16 protein-coding genes are annotated in these 20,444 nt (G+C 47.0%); 8 read left to right on the top strand and 8 right to left on the bottom strand.

All coding sequences use genetic code 11. From position 1 onward, the window contains the following. Positions 1-32 precede the first annotated feature (32 nt). Together ACFQ2O_RS04530 and ACFQ2O_RS04535 are read left to right on the top strand one after the other, a co-directional pair. On the top strand, positions 33-1,496 hold the full coding sequence (locus tag ACFQ2O_RS04530) for a hypothetical protein (RefSeq protein WP_377523224.1): 1,464 nt from the start codon (positions 33-35) through the stop codon (positions 1,494-1,496). A gap of 132 nt (positions 1,497-1,628) precedes the next feature. Beyond that, complete coding sequence (locus tag ACFQ2O_RS04535) at positions 1,629-3,197, top strand: hypothetical protein (protein WP_377523225.1); 1,569 nt, start codon at positions 1,629-1,631, stop codon at positions 3,195-3,197. A gap of 84 nt (positions 3,198-3,281) precedes the next feature. Here ACFQ2O_RS04535 and ACFQ2O_RS04540 read toward each other — a convergent pair whose 3' ends face one another. Further along, on the bottom strand, positions 3,282-3,773 hold the full coding sequence (locus ACFQ2O_RS04540; protein WP_377523226.1) for a DUF4168 domain-containing protein: 492 nt from the start codon (positions 3,771-3,773) through the stop codon (positions 3,282-3,284). 235 nt (positions 3,774-4,008) lie between these two features. On the opposite strand from ACFQ2O_RS04540, the gene ACFQ2O_RS04545 reads away from it, so the two are divergent. The 4 genes from ACFQ2O_RS04545 to ACFQ2O_RS04560 all read left to right on the top strand — a co-directional run bounded on the left by ACFQ2O_RS04545 (position 4,009) and on the right by ACFQ2O_RS04560 (position 7,918). Further along, positions 4,009-5,103 carry a hypothetical protein gene (locus tag ACFQ2O_RS04545; protein ID WP_377523227.1) on the top strand — a complete coding sequence of 365 codons (1,095 nt, stop codon included), beginning with the start codon at positions 4,009-4,011 and terminating at the stop codon, positions 5,101-5,103. A 135-nt stretch (positions 5,104-5,238) separates the two neighbouring features. Then, positions 5,239-5,949 carry a hypothetical protein gene (locus tag ACFQ2O_RS04550; protein WP_377523228.1) on the top strand — a complete coding sequence of 237 codons (711 nt, stop codon included), beginning with the start codon at positions 5,239-5,241 and terminating at the stop codon, positions 5,947-5,949. 107 nt (positions 5,950-6,056) lie between these two features. Further along, on the top strand, positions 6,057-7,148 hold the full coding sequence (locus ACFQ2O_RS04555; RefSeq protein ID WP_377523229.1) for a sensor histidine kinase: 1,092 nt from the start codon (positions 6,057-6,059) through the stop codon (positions 7,146-7,148). Continuing rightward, positions 7,148-7,918: a LytR/AlgR family response regulator transcription factor gene (locus ACFQ2O_RS04560; RefSeq protein WP_377523230.1), complete on the top strand. Its 771-nt coding sequence runs from the start codon at positions 7,148-7,150 to the stop codon at positions 7,916-7,918. The genes ACFQ2O_RS04555 and ACFQ2O_RS04560 overlap by 1 nt, the downstream gene beginning before the upstream one ends. A gap of 118 nt (positions 7,919-8,036) precedes the next feature. On the opposite strand, the gene ACFQ2O_RS04565 is transcribed toward ACFQ2O_RS04560, so the two are convergent. From ACFQ2O_RS04565 to ACFQ2O_RS04575, 3 genes are all read right to left on the bottom strand, one after another. After that, positions 8,037-9,416 (bottom strand): FAD-dependent oxidoreductase, encoded by a 1,380-nt coding sequence (locus tag ACFQ2O_RS04565; RefSeq protein ID WP_377523231.1) that lies wholly within the window; start codon positions 9,414-9,416, stop codon positions 8,037-8,039. Positions 9,417-9,484: 68 nt separating this feature from the next. Then, positions 9,485-10,084 (bottom strand): alpha-ketoglutarate-dependent dioxygenase AlkB family protein, encoded by a 600-nt coding sequence (locus ACFQ2O_RS04570; protein ID WP_377523232.1) that lies wholly within the window; start codon positions 10,082-10,084, stop codon positions 9,485-9,487. Positions 10,085-10,091: 7 nt separating this feature from the next. Next, on the bottom strand, positions 10,092-11,384 hold the full coding sequence (locus ACFQ2O_RS04575; RefSeq protein WP_377523233.1) for a cation:proton antiporter: 1,293 nt from the start codon (positions 11,382-11,384) through the stop codon (positions 10,092-10,094). A 166-nt stretch (positions 11,385-11,550) separates the two neighbouring features. Here ACFQ2O_RS04575 and ACFQ2O_RS04580 point away from each other — a divergent pair, with 166 nt between their 5' ends. Further along, positions 11,551-12,930 carry an alanine/glycine:cation symporter family protein gene (locus ACFQ2O_RS04580; protein ID WP_377523245.1) on the top strand — a complete coding sequence of 460 codons (1,380 nt, stop codon included), beginning with the start codon at positions 11,551-11,553 and terminating at the stop codon, positions 12,928-12,930. Between the two features lie 176 nt (positions 12,931-13,106). Here ACFQ2O_RS04580 and ACFQ2O_RS04585 read toward each other — a convergent pair whose 3' ends face one another. From ACFQ2O_RS04585 to ACFQ2O_RS04600, 4 genes are all read right to left on the bottom strand, one after another. Continuing rightward, a complete protein-coding gene (locus ACFQ2O_RS04585; RefSeq protein ID WP_377523234.1) occupies positions 13,107-15,344 on the bottom strand; it encodes a cation:proton antiporter domain-containing protein in 2,238 nt (745 codons plus the stop codon). A gap of 198 nt (positions 15,345-15,542) precedes the next feature. Then, positions 15,543-16,820, bottom strand: a complete 1,278-nt coding sequence (gene kynU, locus ACFQ2O_RS04590; protein WP_377523235.1) for a kynureninase — start codon at positions 16,818-16,820, stop codon at positions 15,543-15,545. Positions 16,821-17,476: 656 nt separating this feature from the next. Then, positions 17,477-18,565, bottom strand: coding sequence for an amidohydrolase family protein (locus ACFQ2O_RS04595; protein WP_377523236.1), 1,089 nt, complete (start codon positions 18,563-18,565; stop codon positions 17,477-17,479). A 308-nt stretch (positions 18,566-18,873) separates the two neighbouring features. Then, positions 18,874-19,398 carry a 3-hydroxyanthranilate 3,4-dioxygenase gene (locus tag ACFQ2O_RS04600; RefSeq protein WP_377523237.1) on the bottom strand — a complete coding sequence of 175 codons (525 nt, stop codon included), beginning with the start codon at positions 19,396-19,398 and terminating at the stop codon, positions 18,874-18,876. A 114-nt stretch (positions 19,399-19,512) separates the two neighbouring features. Between ACFQ2O_RS04600 and ACFQ2O_RS04605 the strand changes: the two genes are divergently transcribed. Continuing rightward, on the top strand, positions 19,513-20,301 hold the full coding sequence (locus ACFQ2O_RS04605) for an SDR family oxidoreductase (protein ID WP_377523238.1): 789 nt from the start codon (positions 19,513-19,515) through the stop codon (positions 20,299-20,301). Positions 20,302-20,444 lie beyond the last annotated feature (143 nt).

The raw sequence follows: 20,444 nt of genomic DNA on the forward strand, positions 1-20,444 counted from the left end.
TATTTAGATTCGTATACTTATGACTTTTACAGATGAACAAACTTTTTATGCTTCTGCTGGCTTTGCTGCTGGCAAGTACTACTTCAGCCCAAACTGAATTTGCGAATTTTAAAGTTGCATTCAGCCATCCTTCCCACACGCTTACCACGGTTAATAAAACGGGCACCGTATGCATTCTCACCTTTGAGAAGAGTTCCTTATACAATTCGGCCTACAGCTCTATTATAGATACGCTTGGGCAACGTATTGCAGCAGGTAGCAGGATGTACAACCCAAGTGATAAAGCAGAGTCTTTGGGCTTGATTGGATTGGCAGATGACTTTATCTATTATGAAATGTCTGCCCGTGACAAAGCTAGTGTTCAGCCATACCGTATTGAGGCAAGTACAGGCCAAGTGACAACTTTAGCCCCTCTGACGCCCTCTTTAGACGCTGGAAGTGAATTTATTCAGGCATTTACTTCTGATTCGCAACTTTATACTTTGCACTACAGCAATAAAACCAACCGTATGCAGGTGTGTGTATTTAAGGATGGGAGCCAGTTTATACTAAAAAGCTTTAACACTCCTTTCCTAAGACTAAATGAACGCTTATTTAAAGGAGAAAAACCTACTACTCCTGTTTTTGTAGATAAAAGTACGGAGCAAACTTTATCTGTAAGCAGCAGACAGAAGAAGATTTACCATGAGTCAGACAATATTTATATTGTTTTTGATGGCTTCGGTGCACAGCGGATGAACATCAGCAACTTAACCACAGAAGTGCTGCAGCTAAATCTTTCTACAGAAAAGGCTGATTTCTCAGCCTTGCCTATGGTTTCCAGAATCAGGCCGATAGGCATTAACTCTTATGTACATGAAGGCATCCTCTACCGGTTTTTGTTAACTCCTAACTATGATATGCACCTATCTGCTTTTGATCTTGAAACAATGGCCCCTAGAAAGGAATACCTGTTTAAGAGCAATGAACCTCTTACTCTTAAGGCTTCTCCTGTGTTTTCTAATACCATTAAGCCTTCTAAGGCAGACACTGCAGTTGTAGAGCAGACAGAGTCTGTTATAAAGAAAATAGCAGTAGGCACAGCTGCTATGTACGTAGAAGAAGTACATCCTCTTACGCTTCAGGTAACACTGGGCAACTATACACTAACTAACGGTAACGCAGCATACCTTCCAACAGGCACCTCGCTGCTTTCTAGCCTTGGTCCTGCTGCCATACCTGTGGTAGCAGCGCTGACAGCTGCTAAGGTGCAGGCAAAAAACACAGGCGAGTCTATTACTTCTTTCAAAGTATTCTTGAATGCCACTAATTTTGAGCCAACAGCACCAGTAAAACAACATAGTTACTTAGAGCAAATTAGTGCTTACGACCAACTCTTAACAGAGCAGAAAGTACAAGCAACAGCTCCGTTTGCTTATACTTATCAGAACAAGATGTACTATGGGTACCTTGACAGGAAAGACAAAACACTTCATCTTGTATCGTTTTCTAAATAAACCGGCTATGTTCTTTGTGGTAGGATAATGTTTATTAGTGTTACCTTAAATTCGTAATTATTTCTCTACTTTATATCATACTTTGGCCAAATAATTGCAGTTGTAAAAGTATAAATTTCAACCAATTATACTATGCGTAAACTACTCTTTAGCCTGCTCTTTGTAGGGGCCTTTGCCACTGCGGCCAATGCTCAGAAAGAGTTCGCAAATATAGAATTGCCCATGAACCGGGCCGAAGACCTGGTATCGGTGGCAGATGATAACGGCAACGTGTGCATTTACTATTACCAGGGTGGCAATTTAAACTTTGCCCTTATCTCACCTACAGGTCAGAAGCTGGCGCAGCACGAAATACCGTACCGCTCTGGCAAAGACCCACAAGTGCTGGGCAGCCGTGTAACAGAGGATGAATTTATCTTTTACAGCCGGTTTGTGAACGGCCGCCGTGAGTATGTGCGTCCTTTTGCTATCAACCGTAGGACAGGTGCTTTCCGCAGCCTGCAGGACGTGCAGTTAGACCTGGAGCGTAACGTAACCTTTATCGGTGGTTTCGGTGACGAAAACCATTTCTATATGCTGTACACCGATAAAAACAGTAACCTGCACCTGTACCGCGACTCCGAAGAAAACGTGGCCACGATGGATCACCAGATGTTTAAGACGGAGGAAATGCCGCGCACCCGCGACCGCTATGCCCGTGAGTCTGGCATGATCTACGTACACCCGGACTTAGAGCGTAATGTGTTTACAGGCCATCATCGCAGTAAAATTTATACACGCGGTGATAAAATGCACATCATCTTTGATGGGTATGCTGTCCGTGGCAAAAAGTCTGACGACACAACAACAGAGATTCTGACCTTAGACTGGAATACTGGCAAAACTGAATACAGAACGCTACCGACACTGGAACAGCGCAACTCACCAAGCTTTAACTCATTCCTGCACCAGGACAAGCTGTTTAGGGTACAGATGGAGAAAGATAAGTTTAAGTTAGCTGCTTATGATTTTAACACACTGCAGCCACTGAAAGAATACAACTATGGCGAGAACGAGGAGATTGCTATCAAATCTACACCAGTACACCAGCGTGGTGCCAAAGGCCTTTTCTCATCAAAAGATGATGAGATTATCGAAAAGCAGGACAAAGTGCTGAAGAACCTTGCGAGCGGTATACCTGCCATTACAGTAGATACCTACAGCGACAGCACGTTGCAACTGACGATTGGCTCATACAAAGCACCGGATGAGCGCAATAGCAGGCAGGATCAAAGCCGCATGGTAAGAACACCGGATCGCTATGTGCGCACGCCTCGTGGCCTTGCTTTGATACCAGGGCGTTGGACGCCAGCCTACAGCATCCCGAGTTATTACCTGAACTCGCCATACTATAGCCGCTACTTTTATGACCCGTATGGACAAGGAAGTAGCTTCCCGACTGGCCCAGGCATTAGCACGTACTTTCATACTGTGTTGGATGCTAAAAGTCTGACGAAGGTAGAGCAGGAAGGTGAAGTAGAGGTACTACAGGAAAAAGTAGACAAGTATGAGCGTGACCTGAAGCGTGAGCCTGAGTTTCAGACCATATACCGCTACGGCGATAAATTGCACTATGGTTACTACGACCGCAAGGCCCGTACTTTTCGGATTGTAGAGTTTGCCTACGGCCAGGAGCCGCCTCAAACAGAGCAGCAACGATAACAGCCCTATTTATTGAAATAATTGAAAGCCCCTCCAGTAGTGCTACTGGAGGGGCTTTCAATTTATATGTTCAGTATAACTTGTTTACTGCTTCTGCATCATGCTATTAACACGCTCCTGTAGTGCAGGGTCCTGGCGGTAGGCAATCATGATCTGCTCATACTTATCCAGCGTCATGCCGTCCTTTTGGATGGCCGTTTCTACATCTTTCTGCATCGCTGGCTGCAACTCCATCATGCGTTGTGCCGCTTTGTTGAAGGCAGCCATTTCTTCTGGTGTGGCACCTACTTCTGTCAATTTCTGCTGCTGGTGCGCTTGCGCCATCTGGTTGAACTTGTCTATACTTAGCTTCTCCTCCTGCAGAATTCCCATCATGGTTTTCTCACCTTCCTGCTGAATAGTCATCAGGCGGTTGTTGGCAGCGGCAAACTGCTTTAAGTCAGCCTCGGTAAAGTTTTGTTGCTGGCCTTGCTTAGTAGGCGGAGTGGCCTGTTGTGCCAAGGCTGGAGTTATAGCTGTAGCACCAAATATAAGCGCAGCCAAGGCAGCACCTTTCAGTTTATACATCAAATTCATACGTTTCAGGATTTTGTAATAATTAAGAGGTGAAAACTAATTCAGGCGTGAAATTTCCCCAGCGCCTTCTGAATTATACCTCCTTTTGCAGAAATAGTTGTGCAGCAGCTTCTATAGGATAATCAGGGGGCAGCTGTATCAACAGTTCATCCTCCTATTCCGACGGTTGGTCCTGTTTCGGTTTGGTAGCACAAATTACCTCCGCACCTTTAACACAAAACTTAGCACAGAACCGATGAAAAATGCACTCAAAATCTCTGTAAAAATCCTTCTTGTACTGGTATTATTGCCATTCGTAGCGCTCCTCTTCTTCTGGACTAAGAACATATACTATATAGGTGGTACTGATGAGGCAAACCTGCAATACCTGGCTCATAACAAGTATAACTTAGGTAGTGATTTAGCAGAAGCAGCACCAGGCAACATAGCCCCTTTTGACAGTGCCTTTTATACAAACCAAGTCTTTTTACTTGGCGAGAACCACGGCTTTGCCGATGTACAGCAAATAGATAAGTATATGCTGCTGCACCTGAATAAGAAGGTTGGACTGCGCTATTACGTTGCTGAAATGGACAGCATAAGAGCCAACAGCTTAAACACCTTCCTTCAGAAGGAGGCAAAAGACACGCTACTACTAAAGCAAGTGGTAAAAGATATAAAGTTTCGCATTCCGCAGCAGTCCAGCAAAGAGCTTTACGAGAAATGGCTCGCCATCTACGACTACAACAAAACACTGCCAGACGCTTTGAAAATCGCAGTGCTGGGCATCGACAAGAACTTTAACGACACCTCTCGTGCTATCAGCAGAGACTCTATGATGCTGGTAAATTTCAAGCAGATAATTCAAAAGCAAGGGCTGGAAAAGGAGAAGTTCTATGGCTTGTTCGGCTATACCCATGTGTTGCAGAGTAGCTTTGGCGAAAGAAACATCTATCCCTTTGCAGCAAAGCTAAAGCGGTCGGGGCTGCCGTTAGGCAACAAAGTCCAAAGCATCGTTTGCCTTACATTGGATAGTGAAATGGCGCTACCCAAGAATGAGCAGATGCCATCACCTCCAGATGGTAAAACCTCATTAGTGAACGCTGACGGTCCTTTTACACTAGTACAGGGCATGGAGGACCTAAGAGAGGTTACGAGCCAGCATAGCATTTCGCTCTTCGACCTCGACAACCTGAACTCACCTTACAAAAACAGCCAAAAATTGGCAGGCATTAAAGTAAATCTATTAGGTGAAGATATCCTGCCAAACAATGCTAACCAGAAAACAACCAGCTTCTTTCAGCACGTTATCCTAGTCCGCAATTCAAAGGCACTTACCAGCTTAGATTGATTTAAGTCCATTTCTGAAACTTTTCGGCAACCTCTATTCAACAACTCATCTGGCTTATACTACAGTTCATCCACTTATACTTTAGGAAAGGCAAAGGCTTGTGCACCTTTGGGGCAGATCAACACAAGAACAGCCATGGAAATCTTATTTACAGCACTTCTCATCATGCACGTTATAGCAGGCACTACAGGTTTGATAGCAGGGCCTGTATCAATGGTAAACAAAAAGGGCGGCAGGCAGCACCGCTTTACGGGTAAGCTGTTCTTTTATGCCATGATGTTGGTATCAGTTACGGCTGTTTCCATGGCTACCCTGCCCCACCACCATAGCCCTTTCCTGTTAATTATTGGTGTGTTCAGCGCTTACCTTGTTTCCTCCGGTTACCGGGTACTGTACCTGAAAGGCTTGCCTAAAGGGCAGAAAGTACTGTCTCTGGACTGGGCCATTTCACTAACGATGGCAGCATTTGCGGTATATTTTATACTTTCGGGCCTAACCGGAGGCATGGGCAGCAGCTTTGGCAGCGTCAATGTGGTATCAGTTGTTTTTGGAAGTATAGCGCTGCTTTTAGTTGTGAAAGATATGCGCAAGTATACCAAAGCCCCAGCCGATAAAAACTTCTGGCTCTACGACCATATCACCCGCATGATAGCTGGCAACATAGCGGCTTTTACCGCTTTCCTGGTAGTAAACAATTCGATGCTTCCGCCGGTAGTAGCCTGGCTAGGGCCTACTGTTATCGGAACAGCTGTTATTAGCTTTTTCATCACCAAGTATAAATTAAAGGCCAGAAAAGGCTCCGCCAAAGATGAACTGGTAACAGTTAAGATCGCAGCTGGCAGTTAATGCCTCCTCTCTATGAATTTATACTTGCAACTACTGATTAGTGCAGCCATACTTAGTAAAGTACTGCTTAAGTTTTATATTGTACCTGCATTCCTACCCCAGCTGAGATGGCATTGATAAAAGATAAACCGTTAACTTCTGTAGCCACAGTTCCTCAAACAAAGGCTGCCGGGGCAAAAGGTACTCGCAAGTTCCTGAAGCAGCTGGCTATTTTACTGGCTGCCATCACGGCCACCATTCTTATTTTCTGCCCAAATTGTTTTCAGAACGATCTGCAACAAACTGCCTACAACATTACCTTTTCTTTTGTGATGTTTGTGGGGCTGTGGCAGGCAAACGGCCGCCTCACTAATGTGCTGGACAAGCATGTGCCGTGGTTCGATAATCTGGGTAAGAGACTAGTGATTAGTTTGATTGGTACACTGGTGGTTTCCACTATAGTTGCGGTATTAATAAATGCTTTTTTCCTGGCGATAAAAGGAATTCCCTTTCAGCAGTTAGGAGAAAAAGCTTTGATGAATAATGTGTACGGGCCACTGTTCATTACTTTTATTATCTCGCTCGCCATGCACAGCCGTACTTTTCTGCTAAGCTGGCGCGACATGGCTATTAACGTAGAGCGCCTGAAAAAGGAAAGTATCGCCTCACAGTACGAATCACTAAAGGCACAGGTAAACCCGCACTTCCTGTTTAACAGCCTGAATGTGCTCACCAGTTTAGTGGAGATAGATCAGAAACAAGCTGTAAAGTTTATCCGCAAACTTTCCGAAGTGTACCGCTATGTACTCGATAGTCGCCAAAAGGAAATTGTGCCGCTGCTAGAGGAACTGCACTTTGCTGAATCTTACATCTACCTGCAAAAGATACGGCATGGCAAGGCACTACAGGTGCAAAACGATTTACCGCTGGATGCTAACCTAATGGTAGTGCCGCTGGCCCTGCAAATGCTGTTGGAGAATGCCATCAAGCATAATGTAGCGCTGGAAGAGCAGCCACTTCGGGTGCATTTATACTTAGAGGATAATTACCTTGTGGTGCAGAATAATGTACAGGAGAAACGTATTCGGGAGGAGTCTACAGGTATGGGCTTGCCTACCATTAACTCCCGCTATGTTTACCTGACTGGTAAAAAAGTACTGATACTCTCTACAGAACATAATTTCATTGTAAAACTACCTCTGTTATACTTTAAGGATTAATGCGGATACTTATTGTAGAAGATGAAAAGCTGGCATCAGATCGCCTGGCTAAGATGCTCCTGAAGCTGGATGACAAGGCAGATGTACTTGCCACGGCTCCATCAGTACGTAAGGCTGTAGAAATACTAAAGCTAAGGCCACAACTAGACCTCATCTTCATGGATATTCAGCTGGCCGATGGGTTGAGCTTTGAGATATTTGAGCAGGTACCGGTAGAGGCACCGGTGATCTTCACAACCGCGTATGATGCTTATGCCATCAAAGCGTTTAAAGTAAACAGCGTTGACTATCTGCTTAAGCCCATTGATGAGGATGAGTTGGCCGCTGCGCTGGAAAAGTTTAGAAAGCTGAGCAACCATACGACCGCTACTGCACCACAACTAGGTGCCTTGGAGCAAGCCATGCAACTACTAAATAGAGGCAAAAGCTTTAAGAGCCGTTTTGTTGTAAAAGTAGGTGAGCACCTGCACATGATTCCTGTGGAGGAGGTTGATTACTTCTACAGTTTCGAAAAGGCCACTTTCCTGCAATGCAACTCAGGCAAACGCTACGCCATCGACTATACAATGGAGCAGCTGGAGCAATTGGTAGATCCGCAGCATTTCTTTCGTGTGAATAGAGGTTTCCTTATCAGTTTAAAAGCCGTCAAAGATATCGTTGCCTGGTCCAACAGTCGCCTAAAGCTGGAGCTTAAGCATACTTCACCTGCCGGCGAGGTAGTAGTGAGCCGTGAGAAAGTGCAGCTGTTTAAAGAGTGGCTGGATCGGTAGTTGTTGAGGAGGTAAGCCACATACTTACCTTTAGTATTCCTTAAATTCAGTAAGAATCTATAGCTGATTTAATTAAAGTATAAGCGCTGTAGTTTAAGCTATTCAGTCTAACCCACCCCTAACCCCGATACGGCTTCAGCTTCTCCTTCTGCACAAGCTGCTTCTCCAGTAGCTGCTGTACCTCTGGCCTATCGTAATCTTCTATACTTTGAATGTGCTTCATGACCTTCTTCATAATTTTGTCCTGCTTCTGGCCTGTTTCTAAAGCATAGGAATAAGGCAAATCAGTGAAGGTAACCATCGTGTAAAGCGGAATCCATTTTTCAGGATACTGGCCGCTGATCTTGTTTTCAATTTTCTTGCGCAGCAGGAAACGAGGATCTGCTACCTTGTCGCGCATTTCCTCGAAATTCAGCACCGCCAGGTCGGCAATGGCGTCGGCATTTGGTTTACGGCGGTGCTCAAAAGCATGAAACAGTTCTTCCCAGTTATCTCCCTCAAAATTCTCCAGCATCTGGTCAAGCACCGTAATATCCTCAAATCCGGCATTCATGCCTTGCCCATAGAACGGCACCACCGCATGGCTGGCATCTCCAATCAGCAGCGATTTTCCTTCGTAGCTCCACGGAAAGCACTTTACTGTTACTAACGCTCCTACCGGATTCTCAAAATACTCCTGCGCCAGCTCCGGCATCAAGGGCACTGCGTCCGGAAAAACTCTATTGAAAAAAGCCAGCAGGTCTTCTTCGTTTTTAATGGCGGCAAAAGAATGTTCTCCCTCATACGGGAAGAAAAGTGTGCAGGTAAAACTACCATCGGGGTTGGGTAGCGCGATCATCATATAATTGCCGCGTGGCCAGATATGGAGTGCGTTTTTCTCAATCGCCCAGCCGCCATCAGCAGTAGCAGGTATGGTAAGCTCTTTGTAGCCATACTCCAGGTAGCTCTGCTGGTAATCAAAACGCTCGGTTTTCTGCATCGCACCACGCACTGCGGAGTATGCTCCGTCAGCTCCGAATAAAAGGTCTGGCTTTATTGTTTCTGTTTCCCCTGTTGTTATGTTCCGCAGCTGTACCTCGTTCTCACGCAGGTTTACGTCTATAGCCTGGCGGTTAAAGTGGTAGGTGATATCTGAATTAGACTCTGACAGGTTCATCAAGGCTGTGTTCAACCCTCCTCTGGATACCGAATAGATGGCCTGCCCCTCTTTGCCATAAGGCTGGTGCGTGAGCTTACCCTGCTCATCGTGCATTATGCGCCCATACATAGGGATGGCCACTTTGCGTACTTCCTCTTCTATGCCAATGCCTTTCAAGGCACGCCAGCCACGGTCGCTCAGGGCCAGGTTGATGGAGCGGCCTCCGTCTATGGTGCTCACGCGCAAGTCAGAGCGGCGCTCATACAGGTCAATTTTGTGGCCGTGTTTAGCCAGGTACAAAGACAGCAACGAGCCGACCAAACCAGCTCCCATGATGGCGATATTCTTTCTTTCGGTCATAGTGTATCCGGGGCCAGAGCCTCTTATTGGCGTAAAGTAACGGTTTCCGAAGCGCTTTGGCAAGCATATTAGCCATTCACGTGCCGGAACGTGAGGTTGATGCGTGGTTGTACGTCCTTTGCAGTTTTAGGGATGTGGTGCAGCCAGTGATGTTGTGTTGGCCCCTGCATCAGCAGTAAACTCCCGTGACTTAAGGTGATACGAACAGGCGCAACGTCTTTACGGGTGCGGTGCTTAAATGAAAAGCGACGCTCGCCACCAAGGCTCAAGCTCGCTATACTTGGCTCCTGCCCCAGCTCGGGTTCATCGTCTGAATGCCAGCCCATACTATCCTGCCCGTTGCGGTAGAGGTTGAGCAAAACACTGTTGTACTTTTGCCCGCTGGCCTCCTGCACCTGCTCGCGCAGCTTCTGTAGTACCGGTAGCCAGGGCTGTGGTTTGTTATCGAGCCCTGAGTAAGTATAGCCTTTATCGCCGTACCAGGCCGTGAGGCGTGGCATGGGCTGTAGCTTACCGAAGAGTTTTATGCTTTGCTGCTGCCAATCTACCTGTTCCAGCAGTTCCTGTAAGTATAGATCGCTTTCTCTTGAGCTGTAAAAGTGGGGGCTATAGTATACTTCGGCATCGGGCAACTGTAAGCGGTGCAAGGTTGTTCCTTTCTCTTTCATCAAGCTTTTATCGAATTTCGTCTGGTGTCTGATCAGTATCGAGAACTGGCCTTCCACTAATTTTACGCTCACGGTCCAGCACTTTAATGGCATTAGTCGCCGTTAAACCATGTAACACAATAGATACCATTACGATAAACCCAATAATAGACCAAAGCTCGTTTGCCTCCGGAAACGCCACTTTATCAAGTGCAAACGAAAGGTAAAAGAAGGACCCGATGCCTCTAATGCCAAAGAAACATACAGCTAATTTCTCCTTTGCTGTAGAATAGGTGCCTAACATGCTGGGCAAGGTAGCAATAGGCCGAATTACGAACAGGAATCCTAATCCTATTAAAGCTCCCTGCCAGGTAAGATAGTCTAGTATACCTGTCACCAGGCTGCCACCAAACAAGATCAGCAGAACAACCATAATAATGCGTTCTACCTGATTTACAAAATCGTGCATCTCAATGTTGTACTCGTGCTCTGCCTCAACACTACTCACAGTAAGAGCGGTTACAAACACAGCGATAAATCCATAGCCATGTAGCAATTCGGTTATTCCGTAGGTAACTAGGGTAGCGGAAAGAGATAAAAACCCATGCTGCGCCTTCGGAAAGCTTGTCTTTTTAGGTAACCTGAAGATAAGGTAGGCCAACCCTTTTCCAATCAAATAACCGACACCTACTCCTGCCACTATTCTGTAAAGTAAATCTCTTAGAAACCAGTCCTTAAACCAATCTTCAAACCAGTTCTGTGTTTCTCCTCCTGCTGCTATTGCCAGCACTACCGCAAGCCAGGTGAATGGGAAGGCAGACCCGTCGTTTAGCCCCGCCTCTGCCGTAAGCGAGAATCTTACCACATCTTCTTCATCATCATCCGGAGGGCCTACCTGCACCTGCTCTGCCAGAACCGGATCAGTAGGTGCCAGTACGGCACCCAATAAAACAGCCCCTGCCACAGAGAAACCTAATATACTCCATCCTAAAAAAGCAACAGCTGCAATACAAATAAGCATTGTGATAGTTACCAAACGGAATGGAATCCTCCAGTTCTTCAGGCTGAATTTCCGTCTGATTTTGAGGCCGGTGCCCATCAGTGAAATAATCACACTAAGCTCTGTGAGGCGCACCACATAGTCCTCTTGCCAGAGAGGGTCCGGCGAAGGCAGTCCCAGTGGCAGCAGGTAAATGATCACTCCCAACAACAAAAAAACTATTGGATAGGAAACAAAAGTACGCTCCATGAGATTGGGTATCCAGGTCATGGAGAGAGCCGCCAACCCTATTATAGTCATGGCCACTATATAATCATTCATTTTAAATACTATCTTTAAAGTTGGTGCCTAAAATCAGGGAGTTACTCTTTACCACTGGCACACTGGGTAGTTAATGGTGCCGGTTGTAGGCGTACTTACGTTATAATGAAAGTGTTGCCTATTTTTGTAAACATTGAACCTCTTTAACTTATAATTTTTGAAAGCGATAGAAAGTTTTTTAGTTGCCTTCAGCAATGCTGCCTGGGGCCTGCCTTTGCTTTTCCTGTTGATGGGCGGAGGCTTTTTTTTTATGTTTTATTCTGGTTTTCTGCCTTTCCGGCACCTGGGCCATGCTATAAACGTTTTGCGCGGCAAGTATGATGACCCAAATGACCCAGGCGACATCAACCATTTTGAAGCCCTTTCCAGTGCCTTAGCTGCCACAGTAGGCATGGGTAACATAAGCGGTGTGGCCGTAGCCATTGCCACCGGAGGCCCTGGCGTATTATTCTGGATGTGGGTAAGTGCCTTTGTGGGTATGGCTACGAAATTCTTTACCTGCTCGCTCGCCATTATGTACCGCGGCCGCGATACAAATGGGCACGTAGAGGGTGGCCCAATGTATGTGGTAACAGAAGGACTGGGTAAAAAATGGAAGCCGCTCGCTGCATTTTTTGCCATCGCCGGTCTGTTTGGTACCCTTCCTATTTTTCAGGCAAACCAATTAACGCAGGTGTTGCGCGAGGTTGTGCTTGTGCCCAGCGGCATTGCCACTACCAATCCTTTTTACTGGAACCTGGGCATAGGACTTTCACTTGTCTTTATCACCTCGCTTGTTATTTTCGGAGGCATACAGCGCATTGGCCAGGTGGCTGGCAAAATGGTTCCGAGTATGGTTGTACTGTACATGTTGGCTGTATTTTATATCATGTTTGTAAATTACACCAACATACCAGGCGCTTTCGCTATGATTTTTGAAGACGCCTTTTCGGCAAGAGCAGTGCTAGGTGGCGCTGTAGGAGCCATTATCATAGCAGGTGCGCGTAGAGCAGCATTTTCCAACGAAGCAGGTATCGGTACAGCCTCTATGATGCATGGGGCTGCTAAAACAGACGAGCCCATTCGTGAAGGCTTGGTAGCCATGCTTGGGCCTTTTATCGACACGTTGATAGTTTGTACCCTCACCGGCCTGGCCATTATACTTACTGGGGCTTGGCAAACATCGGATGGAAATGGAGTGCTGATGACGGTTACTGCCTTTAACTTAGCAATGCCTGGCATTGGCAGTTATGTGCTGGTTATCTGTGTGGTTATTTTCGCTTTCACCTCGCTGTTCTCCTATTCCTACTATGGCACCAAGTGCTTCAGTTTCTTATTTGGGGCAAAGTATAAACACTATTACAATTACTTTTATGTGCTTACCATTGTGTTCGGTGCTACGGCTTCTATTACCGCTGTAATCAGTTTGATAGATGGTATGTATGCCATGATGGCTATTCCAACCATGGTTTCTGCCCTTATACTTTCACCTAAAGTAATGAAGGCTGCCCGTGATTATTTTGAACGGATGAAAGATTTTAAAGAGGAACTTAAAGTGAAAGACTAAGTGTATGAGCGGCCGTCTTCTATAATACCGGGCCTAAGTATAAAGCCAGAGCGGCTGGTTCTACAAAAGAACCAGCCGCTCTGGCTTTATACTTGCTTAAGTTTTTGATAAGCTTATAATTCTAAAGGTTTCATCTTGGCTGTTGCTGCACATCAATGTTTAAAGAAGGATATCTTTTATGCCTCCTGCCTGCTAGCCTCCAGCTGCTTGATGCGCCACTGGCTTCCTACAATCCAGACAATATCTCCTTCCTCAAAAACTGTTTCAGATACAGGGTTTAGAATACGTTCACCGTTTTTTTCAATACCTACTATCAATCCCTTTGCTTTCTCTCTCACTCCGGCTTGCCGTATAGTCTTGTGCAGCAAAACAGAATCAGCGGTAATTAATAGCTTCTGTAGGCCCACATCGTCTTTCCTGTCCTGTTCAGTTGTTTTGGGCATTTCAGTTCCAATAAATTGCCTGAACGTCTCTAGCTGCTCATCAGACCCAAAAACATAGAGTTTGTCATCCGGAAACACCCTCTCTCCCCGCGATGGAGCCAGTATGGTATGGTCGCCCCGTTCTATCACAGCTACGTTAACGCCATACTTTTCTCTAACCTGCAGTTCTACCAAGCTTTTCCCGACAACAACAGAATCCGGAGAGATCTCAAAGCTGGTGAGATGGGCATTCCAGGGTGTGAGGGTATGGTGCATTTTAGCAGCATCGCTTATTTCCCGTGCATTCAGGTTGTTCATAAAGCGGTTCTCTATCCGAATGTAGAAGTTCTGGATCTTGTGTGAGAAAACAGTTAGCAAAGCAATAATAGCCAACCCCACCACTATCGCAACCTGTATAGAAAAGAACTGGTTGAGTAGAAACCCTATAAACAGTATGGCAATTACTATCCGCACAAACTCCAGCACAATAATCAGGCTGCGGTAGTTTTTGTTTGCCCAGATACGGCCTAGTGCCTCCTTCTGCGGATGGTATACCGCTAAAGCCCAAAGAAAAGGAGCCATAAAGATCAGGGTAATGGACATTGTTATCACATCCCCTAAATTGCCATTCACCAGGGTCTCTTTTATAAAGGGATGCAGGTAGCGGGCGGCTAACATAACAAGGCCAATAATAATAACTGTGTAAACCACCAGGTTAACTGCGTATGCCCTAAGCACTAATTTCCAGTCGCTGGTAGTACCGATAGTCTGTGCCCCTGAGCTGTATTCATTCAGCGAGGCTATCCATTTATCAGGCAGCAGCGCCTCTACCTTGCGGTATAGTGGCTCCGAAAGCCTGATCATGTAGGGCGTGGTAAAGGTAGTCACAGCCGAAACGGCCACCGCTACCGGGTACAGAAAATCGCTGGTGACGTTCAGGGTGAGCCCTAGTGTAGCGATGATAAAGGAGAACTCCCCAATCTGCGACACGCTCATGCCTGACTGTATTGACGTCTTCAATCCTTGCCCCGATATCAACCCTCCGCCCGTTATACTTAGTGATTTACCCACCAGTGTCACCAGCGTAATAAGCGCGATAGGGCCCGCATAAGAGACAAGGGTGGCCGGATTGATCAGCATACCTACCGAGACAAAGAAGATGGCTCCGAAAAGGTCTTTTACGGAGGAAACCAAGTGCTCAATTTTCTCGGCTTTGGTGGTTTCTGCCAGTATAGAGCCCATAATAAAAGCACCCAACGCCGGCGAAAATCCAACTTGTGCCGCGAGCACCACCATCAGCAGGCAAAGCGCCAGCGACACAATCAGTAGCGTTTCGTTGTTCATGAGTTTGCTTGCTTTGCGCAGGAATGTCGGGATCAGGAATATACCCGCCAAGAACCACAGCAGCAGGAAAAAAGCCAGTTTCATGACGGCTGCCAGCATCTCAGTTCCTGCAAACTGCTGACTAACCGCCAGTGTGGAAAGCAACACCAGCAAAAGTATAGCCACCAAATCCTCCACAATCAGCACTCCAAATACCAGCCCTGCAAACTTATGCGACTTCACCCCCAGTTCCTCAAAGGCTCTGATAATAATAGTAGTGGAGGATATGGAAAGAATACCGCCCAGAAAAATACTGTCCATGGTGTTCCAGCCTAACAGCTTACCAGTCAGGTAGCCTAGCAGCAGCATTACGACAACCTCTATCAAGGCCATTACCGACGATGCACCTCCTACTTTCACCAGTTTCTTAAAACTGAACTCAAGCCCCAGGCTGAACAAAAGAAAGATAACACCGATCTCAGCCCAGATGGTAATGTTCTCGGTTTCCATCACCGATGGAAAAAGGGCAAAGTGCGGCCCCACCAACAGCCCCGCAATAATATACCCCAGCACCAATGGCTGCTTCAGCTTTTTGAAGAGAAGGGTGGTGATACCCGCAGCCCCTAGTATCAAGGCTAAATCTGTAACTAAGTGCGGTAAATGTGTCATGTGGTTTTATAGTTGATTCTTGAGGAAGCGTTTGAGTGATAGCTTATACGGGCTATTCGCGCCTTACCATGTATGTTTGCTTTAGTTATACTACCTAAACATGGCGCAGAAGGATGCTCGCGGCTTCTAAAAGCAACGGGCGGAGAGGCAGTCTTTAGCTCCCCTCCGCCCGTTGCTGCTTTCTTTAGAAAAGGTGTTTTAATGTGCCTCCAGGCACTCGTGCAAAATCTCTGAGAAATGGTATACTTCTTCAAAGCTGTTGTAGAGCGGTGTAGGGGCCACACGAATTACGTTTGGCTCACGGTAATCTACTATAATGCCTGCTTCCATTAGTTTATCAAACAGCATTCGCGAGTTCTTTTTTACCAGTAAGGATATCTGGCAGCCACGTGCCTGTGGGTCTTCCGGTGTGATCATTTCCATTACATCCTTGCCTACATGTACATCATTTATCAGGTACTCCAGGTAACCTGTCAGCTTCTCACTTTTGGCGCGCAGGGCTTCCATGCCACCTGCTTCGTCCACCAGTTCCAGGGAGGCACGGTGCACCGCCATCGGCAGAATCTGGCCGTTGCTCAGTTGCCAGCCTGGTGCGCCTTCCATTGGCTTAAAGCCTTTCTTCATCTGGAAACGCTCTTTAGCATCGTGCCCCCACCAACCGGCAAAGCGCGGAATGCTGCTGTCGTTTGCGAAACGCTCGTGCACATATACACCAGAGGTACCACCCGGACCAGAATTCAGGTATTTATAAGTACACCATACCGCAAAATCCACATCCCAATCGTGCAACTTAAGCATTATATTACCAGCGGCATGTGCCAAGTCAAAACCAACCAGCGCACCCACTTCGTGTCCGGTTTTGGTGATGGCCTCCATGTCAAATACCTGGCCTGTATAGTAGTTGATACCGCCCATCATCACGAGTGCCAGTTCATCGCCGTGCTCTTTTATACTTTGCAGGATATCTTCGGTGCGTAAGGTGTGCTCACCCTCCCGAGGGAATAGCTCTATTACAGCCTCTTCCGGATTGTAGCCGTGGAATTTGGTCTGCGTTTCCAGCGCATACTGATCGGACGGGAAGGCACCTCCTTCTGTAATAATTTTAAAGCGCTTGCCCTCTGGCCTGTAGAACGATACCAGCATCAGGTGCAGGTTCACAGTCAGCTGGTTCATAATCACTACCTCGTTCTCTTTGGCACCCACCACACGGGCAGCACCTCCAGCCAATAATTCGTGGTAGTTATACCAAGGCTCATCTCCTTTAAAATGCCCTTCTACTGCCAGGTTAGCCCATTTATACATCTCGTTATCGATGTACATTTGTGCTGATTTTGGCTGTAACCCCAGAGAGTTGCCACAGAAGTAGATGGCATCCTTCTTGTTTACCTGCGGGAAATGAAAGCGGTCGCGGAAATGATGTAGCGTGTCTTGCTGGTCCTGCTCCTGTGCAAAGGCCAGGGTGTTTTGATAGTTCATGTTGTGCGGAATTTCTTTATTCTTAAACTGCCAAGGCAGTTATAGGTTTCTTTATCCTGCTAAGATAAGAATTTGCAGTATGAAATTTACCTTCTACTGAAACAGGAAGGGTAAACCAGGTAGGGCTGTTGTAGCGTTGTAGCTGCTAATCCAACCACACGCAGCCCCTCCTTATCTAAGGAGGGGAACCTGAAACTGCTATTGCCAATGTATAAGCGCTGTTTTAGAGCTACTCAAAGAAACCCACCCCTGCCCCTCCGAGGAGGGGAATGCCTAAAAATAGGGAAGAGTGCTTGGCAAAAGCTCCGTAAGTAGAAGCTATCTGAAGTTTCCCAGTCCTTGGGTTGAGCGCCTCGAGAGTTTCCGGTGACGAACGGAGTGAGGCAGCCCGAGGCACGAGTAAGAGGGCCCCTACCCCCAGGACGAGCCCTCGCGGGCTTGAGCGATCCAAAGTATAAGGTGAAACAGAAGGTATTTGGGAGCTGGAGGATGAACAGAAACTAGAAAGAATAGCTTGGTAGAAGATGCATCAGCAAAAGCAGCTATAGAAGTATGGCCGAGGCTGTAGCAGCAATGCCTCTGCGAGCCAGTAGAGTTGAAAACCCTACACCATAGTAGGACACAAGTCTGAAGACTTGCGCCAGATAAAAAAGTCTTTAGCAAGCTTTATTCCTACTCGCCTCTTCCCCCACCTGCCCCTTCACAAACTGCTCCTTCTTCAGATTCAGCCACTCTAAGGCAGTGCCGCTTAACATACGTTCTTTTGTTGCCAGGTCATAAGGCATAGACTCTATCAGTTTACCCGGCTCCAATTCGCCAAGCGGGAAAGGGTAATCGGTGCCGAGGGCAATGCTGTTAGCCCCTACCAGGTTCACAAGGTAATCCAGGGCGGCAGGATCGTGTACCAGCGAGTCGAGGTAGAATTTACCGAGGTAGTGCCTTGGGTTCACGTTGTTATCCACAGCGCAAAGGTCAGGGCGTACTTCAAAGCCGTGGGCAATGCGACCAACGGTAGCCGGAAAGGAGCCTCCACCGTGGGCAAACGCCACACGCAGCTTTGGCAGTCGCTCCAACACACCTCCGAAGATCATAGAGCAGATAGCCATACTTGTTTCGGCAGGCATACCTACCAGCCAGGGCAACCAGTACTTCTTCATCTTTTTCTGCCCATACATATCCCAAGGGTGCACAAAAATAGCCGCTCCCAACTCTTCTGCTGCCTGGAAAACCGGAAAAAGCTCCGGGGCCTCTAGGTTCCAATCGTTGATATGCGTGCCGATCTGTATGCCTGCCATACCTAAGTCCTTTACACAACGCTCCAGTTCTTTGATAGCCAGATCGGGCGCCTGCATGGGCAGTGTGCCAAGGCCTACAAATCGATCAGGGTAATCAGCTACAATACCGGCAATATGGTCGTTCAGCATCTTAGAAAGATCGTACGTGTGCTCTGGCTTTGCCCAATAGTTAAACATAACCGGCACAGTGCTTAGCACCTGCACCCCTACCCTATGCTGGCTGCACTCGTGCATGCGTGCTTTAGGATCCCAGCAGTTGTCCTGAATTTCACGGAAGAACTTATCATCCATCATCATGCGGGCGCAACAAGGCTTGTGGTGCTCCAACCGCACAAAGCCGCCGTAGCCGTAGCGCTCGCGCAGGTTAGGCCATGTGGCAGGTAAAATGTGGGTGTGTATGTCTACCTTCAGCAGGTTATCAGCAGTAAGTATAGGCATCTTCTCTTGCATGGCTTAAGGGGCGAAGTATACGTCTATACGCACATTGGCCGTATAGGGCAATCCAACAAGATACGCTTTTTTAGACACAAGTATCAAGACGTAAGACACAAGACTTTTGGGACACAAGTATCAAGTATCACGACACAAGACTTTTTCTAGCAGGGTGATGAGGGCTAATGAAGCATAAACTGCTTTGGGTTGATTTATACTTCACCTTTAAAAAAGAAGCCGCTCCGGCTACCAAGGCAGCAGAAGCGGCTTTATACTTTGTTCAATTAAAAAATCTTGTGTCGTGATACTAATATCTCATGTCTAATTTAAAGTTTTGCCGGAGGGTCCATGACGGTACCGCAGTTGTTGCAGGTGCGGTGTTCCATGCTGTCCCAGAAGTGGCTCATGATAACCGGCAACTGGCCTACAATGTCTGTTACGTCGGCATACTCCTCATATAGCTTGTTGCCGCAGTTTTCGCAGAACCACAGGAAACCGTCCTGTTCACCGGATTTGCGGTAACGCTCCATCACCAGGCCTACTGAGCCGGCAGGGCGCTGCGGTGAGTGCGGCACGCGTGGCGGCAGCAGGAAAATCTCTCCTTCCTTGATCGGAATATCAACCGGCTTCCCGTCTTCAATTATCTTCAGCACAATGTCTCCTTCCAGCTGATAGAAGAACTCTTCTCCTTCATCATAATGATAATCTTTGCGCGCATTCGGCCCGCCTACTACCATCACAATAAAATCATCGTTGCCTTTAAAAACCTGCTGGTTGCCTACCGGTGGCTTCAGCAGGTGGCGGTGCTCCTCTATCCAGCCTTTAAAGTTAAATGGTCGTTGTATAGCCATACTTCTTGCGTTACATGTTTGATAGAATGAAAGTACGAAAAAACCCACATAAATGGTAACAGACAAGTAAAGTAAGCCTATGCTTCTTTGTTCTGTTTTACGTACATTTAGCTTATGAACTTAGACCTGAAGAACAAACACGCCCTGGTGTGCGGAAGCACCCAAGGCATCGGCAAAGCCGTAGCTGTGGAATTGGCACAATTGGGTGCCAGCATTACGCTGGTAGCCCGTAACGAAGAGAAACTACAGGCAGTGGCCAAAGAGCTAGACACGGCCCAAGGGCAGCAGCATGAGTTTATCGTAGCTGATTTCTCAGACCCATACGACTTGAACATACAGGTACAAGCGTACCTGAAAGATCAACCCGAAGTACACATACTGGTTAACAATACCGGCGGTCCTGCTGGCGGGCCAATTACTGAGGCTGTTACGGATGAGTTTATAGATGCCTTCAACCAACACCTGGTGGCAAACCACCTGCTGGCGAAAGCAGTGATACCAGCTATGAAAAAAGCTGGATACGGGCGCATCATTAACATCATCAGCACCTCTGTAAAGCAGCCGCTCAACGGCTTAGGTGTATCGAACACCATTCGTGGAGCTGTAGCAAGCTGGTCTAAAACGATGGCCAACGAACTAGGGCAGTTTGGCATCACCGTAAACAACGTGCTGCCTGGCTCTACCAACACAGGTCGCATCACCTCTATCATCGAAAGCAGAGCTCAGAAATCGGGCCGTAGCCAAGAGGAGATAAAGCAGGAAATGGAAGCTGAAATTCCGGCTAAGCGCTTTGCAGAACCAGCAGAAGTAGCTGCCGCAGCTGCATTCTTAGCCTCTCCTGCCGCTGCTTACATCAACGGTATCAATGTGCCGGTAGATGGTGGGCGAACTAGCTGCCTTTAAGACTTTAGACGCTAGATATTAGACCTTAGACTTTTTTGAAGTTGAAGGGGTTAATAGTGGCTAATGGTCAGAGCCGGGGTACAAACATTTATACTCGTGTTGAAATTCCCCTCCCTGGAGGGGCAGGGGTGGGTTCTGCTATT

It is taken from the genome of Pontibacter rugosus (genome assembly GCF_042678745.1).
Lineage (GTDB): Bacteria > Bacteroidota > Bacteroidia > Cytophagales > Hymenobacteraceae > Pontibacter > Pontibacter rugosus.

What these genes read in the sequence shown, in the direction of transcription:
- ACFQ2O_RS04600 (WP_377523237.1), bottom strand. Translation starts at nt 19,398, where the DNA reads ATGGCTATACAACGACCATTTAACTTTAAAGGCTGGATAGAGGAGCAC.
- ACFQ2O_RS04530 (WP_377523224.1), top strand. Translation starts at nt 33, where the DNA reads ATGAACAAACTTTTTATGCTTCTGCTGGCTTTGCTGCTGGCAAGTACT.
- kynU (WP_377523235.1), bottom strand. Translation starts at nt 16,820, where the DNA reads ATGAACTATCAAAACACCCTGGCCTTTGCACAGGAGCAGGACCAGCAA.
- ACFQ2O_RS04605 (WP_377523238.1), top strand. Translation starts at nt 19,513, where the DNA reads ATGAACTTAGACCTGAAGAACAAACACGCCCTGGTGTGCGGAAGCACC.
- ACFQ2O_RS04570 (WP_377523232.1), bottom strand. Translation starts at nt 10,084, where the DNA reads ATGAAAGAGAAAGGAACAACCTTGCACCGCTTACAGTTGCCCGATGCC.
- ACFQ2O_RS04540 (WP_377523226.1), bottom strand. Translation starts at nt 3,773, where the DNA reads ATGAATTTGATGTATAAACTGAAAGGTGCTGCCTTGGCTGCGCTTATA.
- ACFQ2O_RS04545 (WP_377523227.1), top strand. Translation starts at nt 4,009, where the DNA reads ATGAAAAATGCACTCAAAATCTCTGTAAAAATCCTTCTTGTACTGGTA.
- ACFQ2O_RS04575 (WP_377523233.1), bottom strand. Translation starts at nt 11,384, where the DNA reads ATGAATGATTATATAGTGGCCATGACTATAATAGGGTTGGCGGCTCTC.
- ACFQ2O_RS04555 (WP_377523229.1), top strand. Translation starts at nt 6,057, where the DNA reads ATGGCATTGATAAAAGATAAACCGTTAACTTCTGTAGCCACAGTTCCT.
- ACFQ2O_RS04565 (WP_377523231.1), bottom strand. Translation starts at nt 9,416, where the DNA reads ATGACCGAAAGAAAGAATATCGCCATCATGGGAGCTGGTTTGGTCGGC.
- ACFQ2O_RS04560 (WP_377523230.1), top strand. Translation starts at nt 7,148, where the DNA reads ATGCGGATACTTATTGTAGAAGATGAAAAGCTGGCATCAGATCGCCTG.
- ACFQ2O_RS04595 (WP_377523236.1), bottom strand. Translation starts at nt 18,565, where the DNA reads ATGCAAGAGAAGATGCCTATACTTACTGCTGATAACCTGCTGAAGGTA.
- ACFQ2O_RS04535 (WP_377523225.1), top strand. Translation starts at nt 1,629, where the DNA reads ATGCGTAAACTACTCTTTAGCCTGCTCTTTGTAGGGGCCTTTGCCACT.
- ACFQ2O_RS04550 (WP_377523228.1), top strand. Translation starts at nt 5,239, where the DNA reads ATGGAAATCTTATTTACAGCACTTCTCATCATGCACGTTATAGCAGGC.
- ACFQ2O_RS04585 (WP_377523234.1), bottom strand. Translation starts at nt 15,344, where the DNA reads ATGACACATTTACCGCACTTAGTTACAGATTTAGCCTTGATACTAGGG.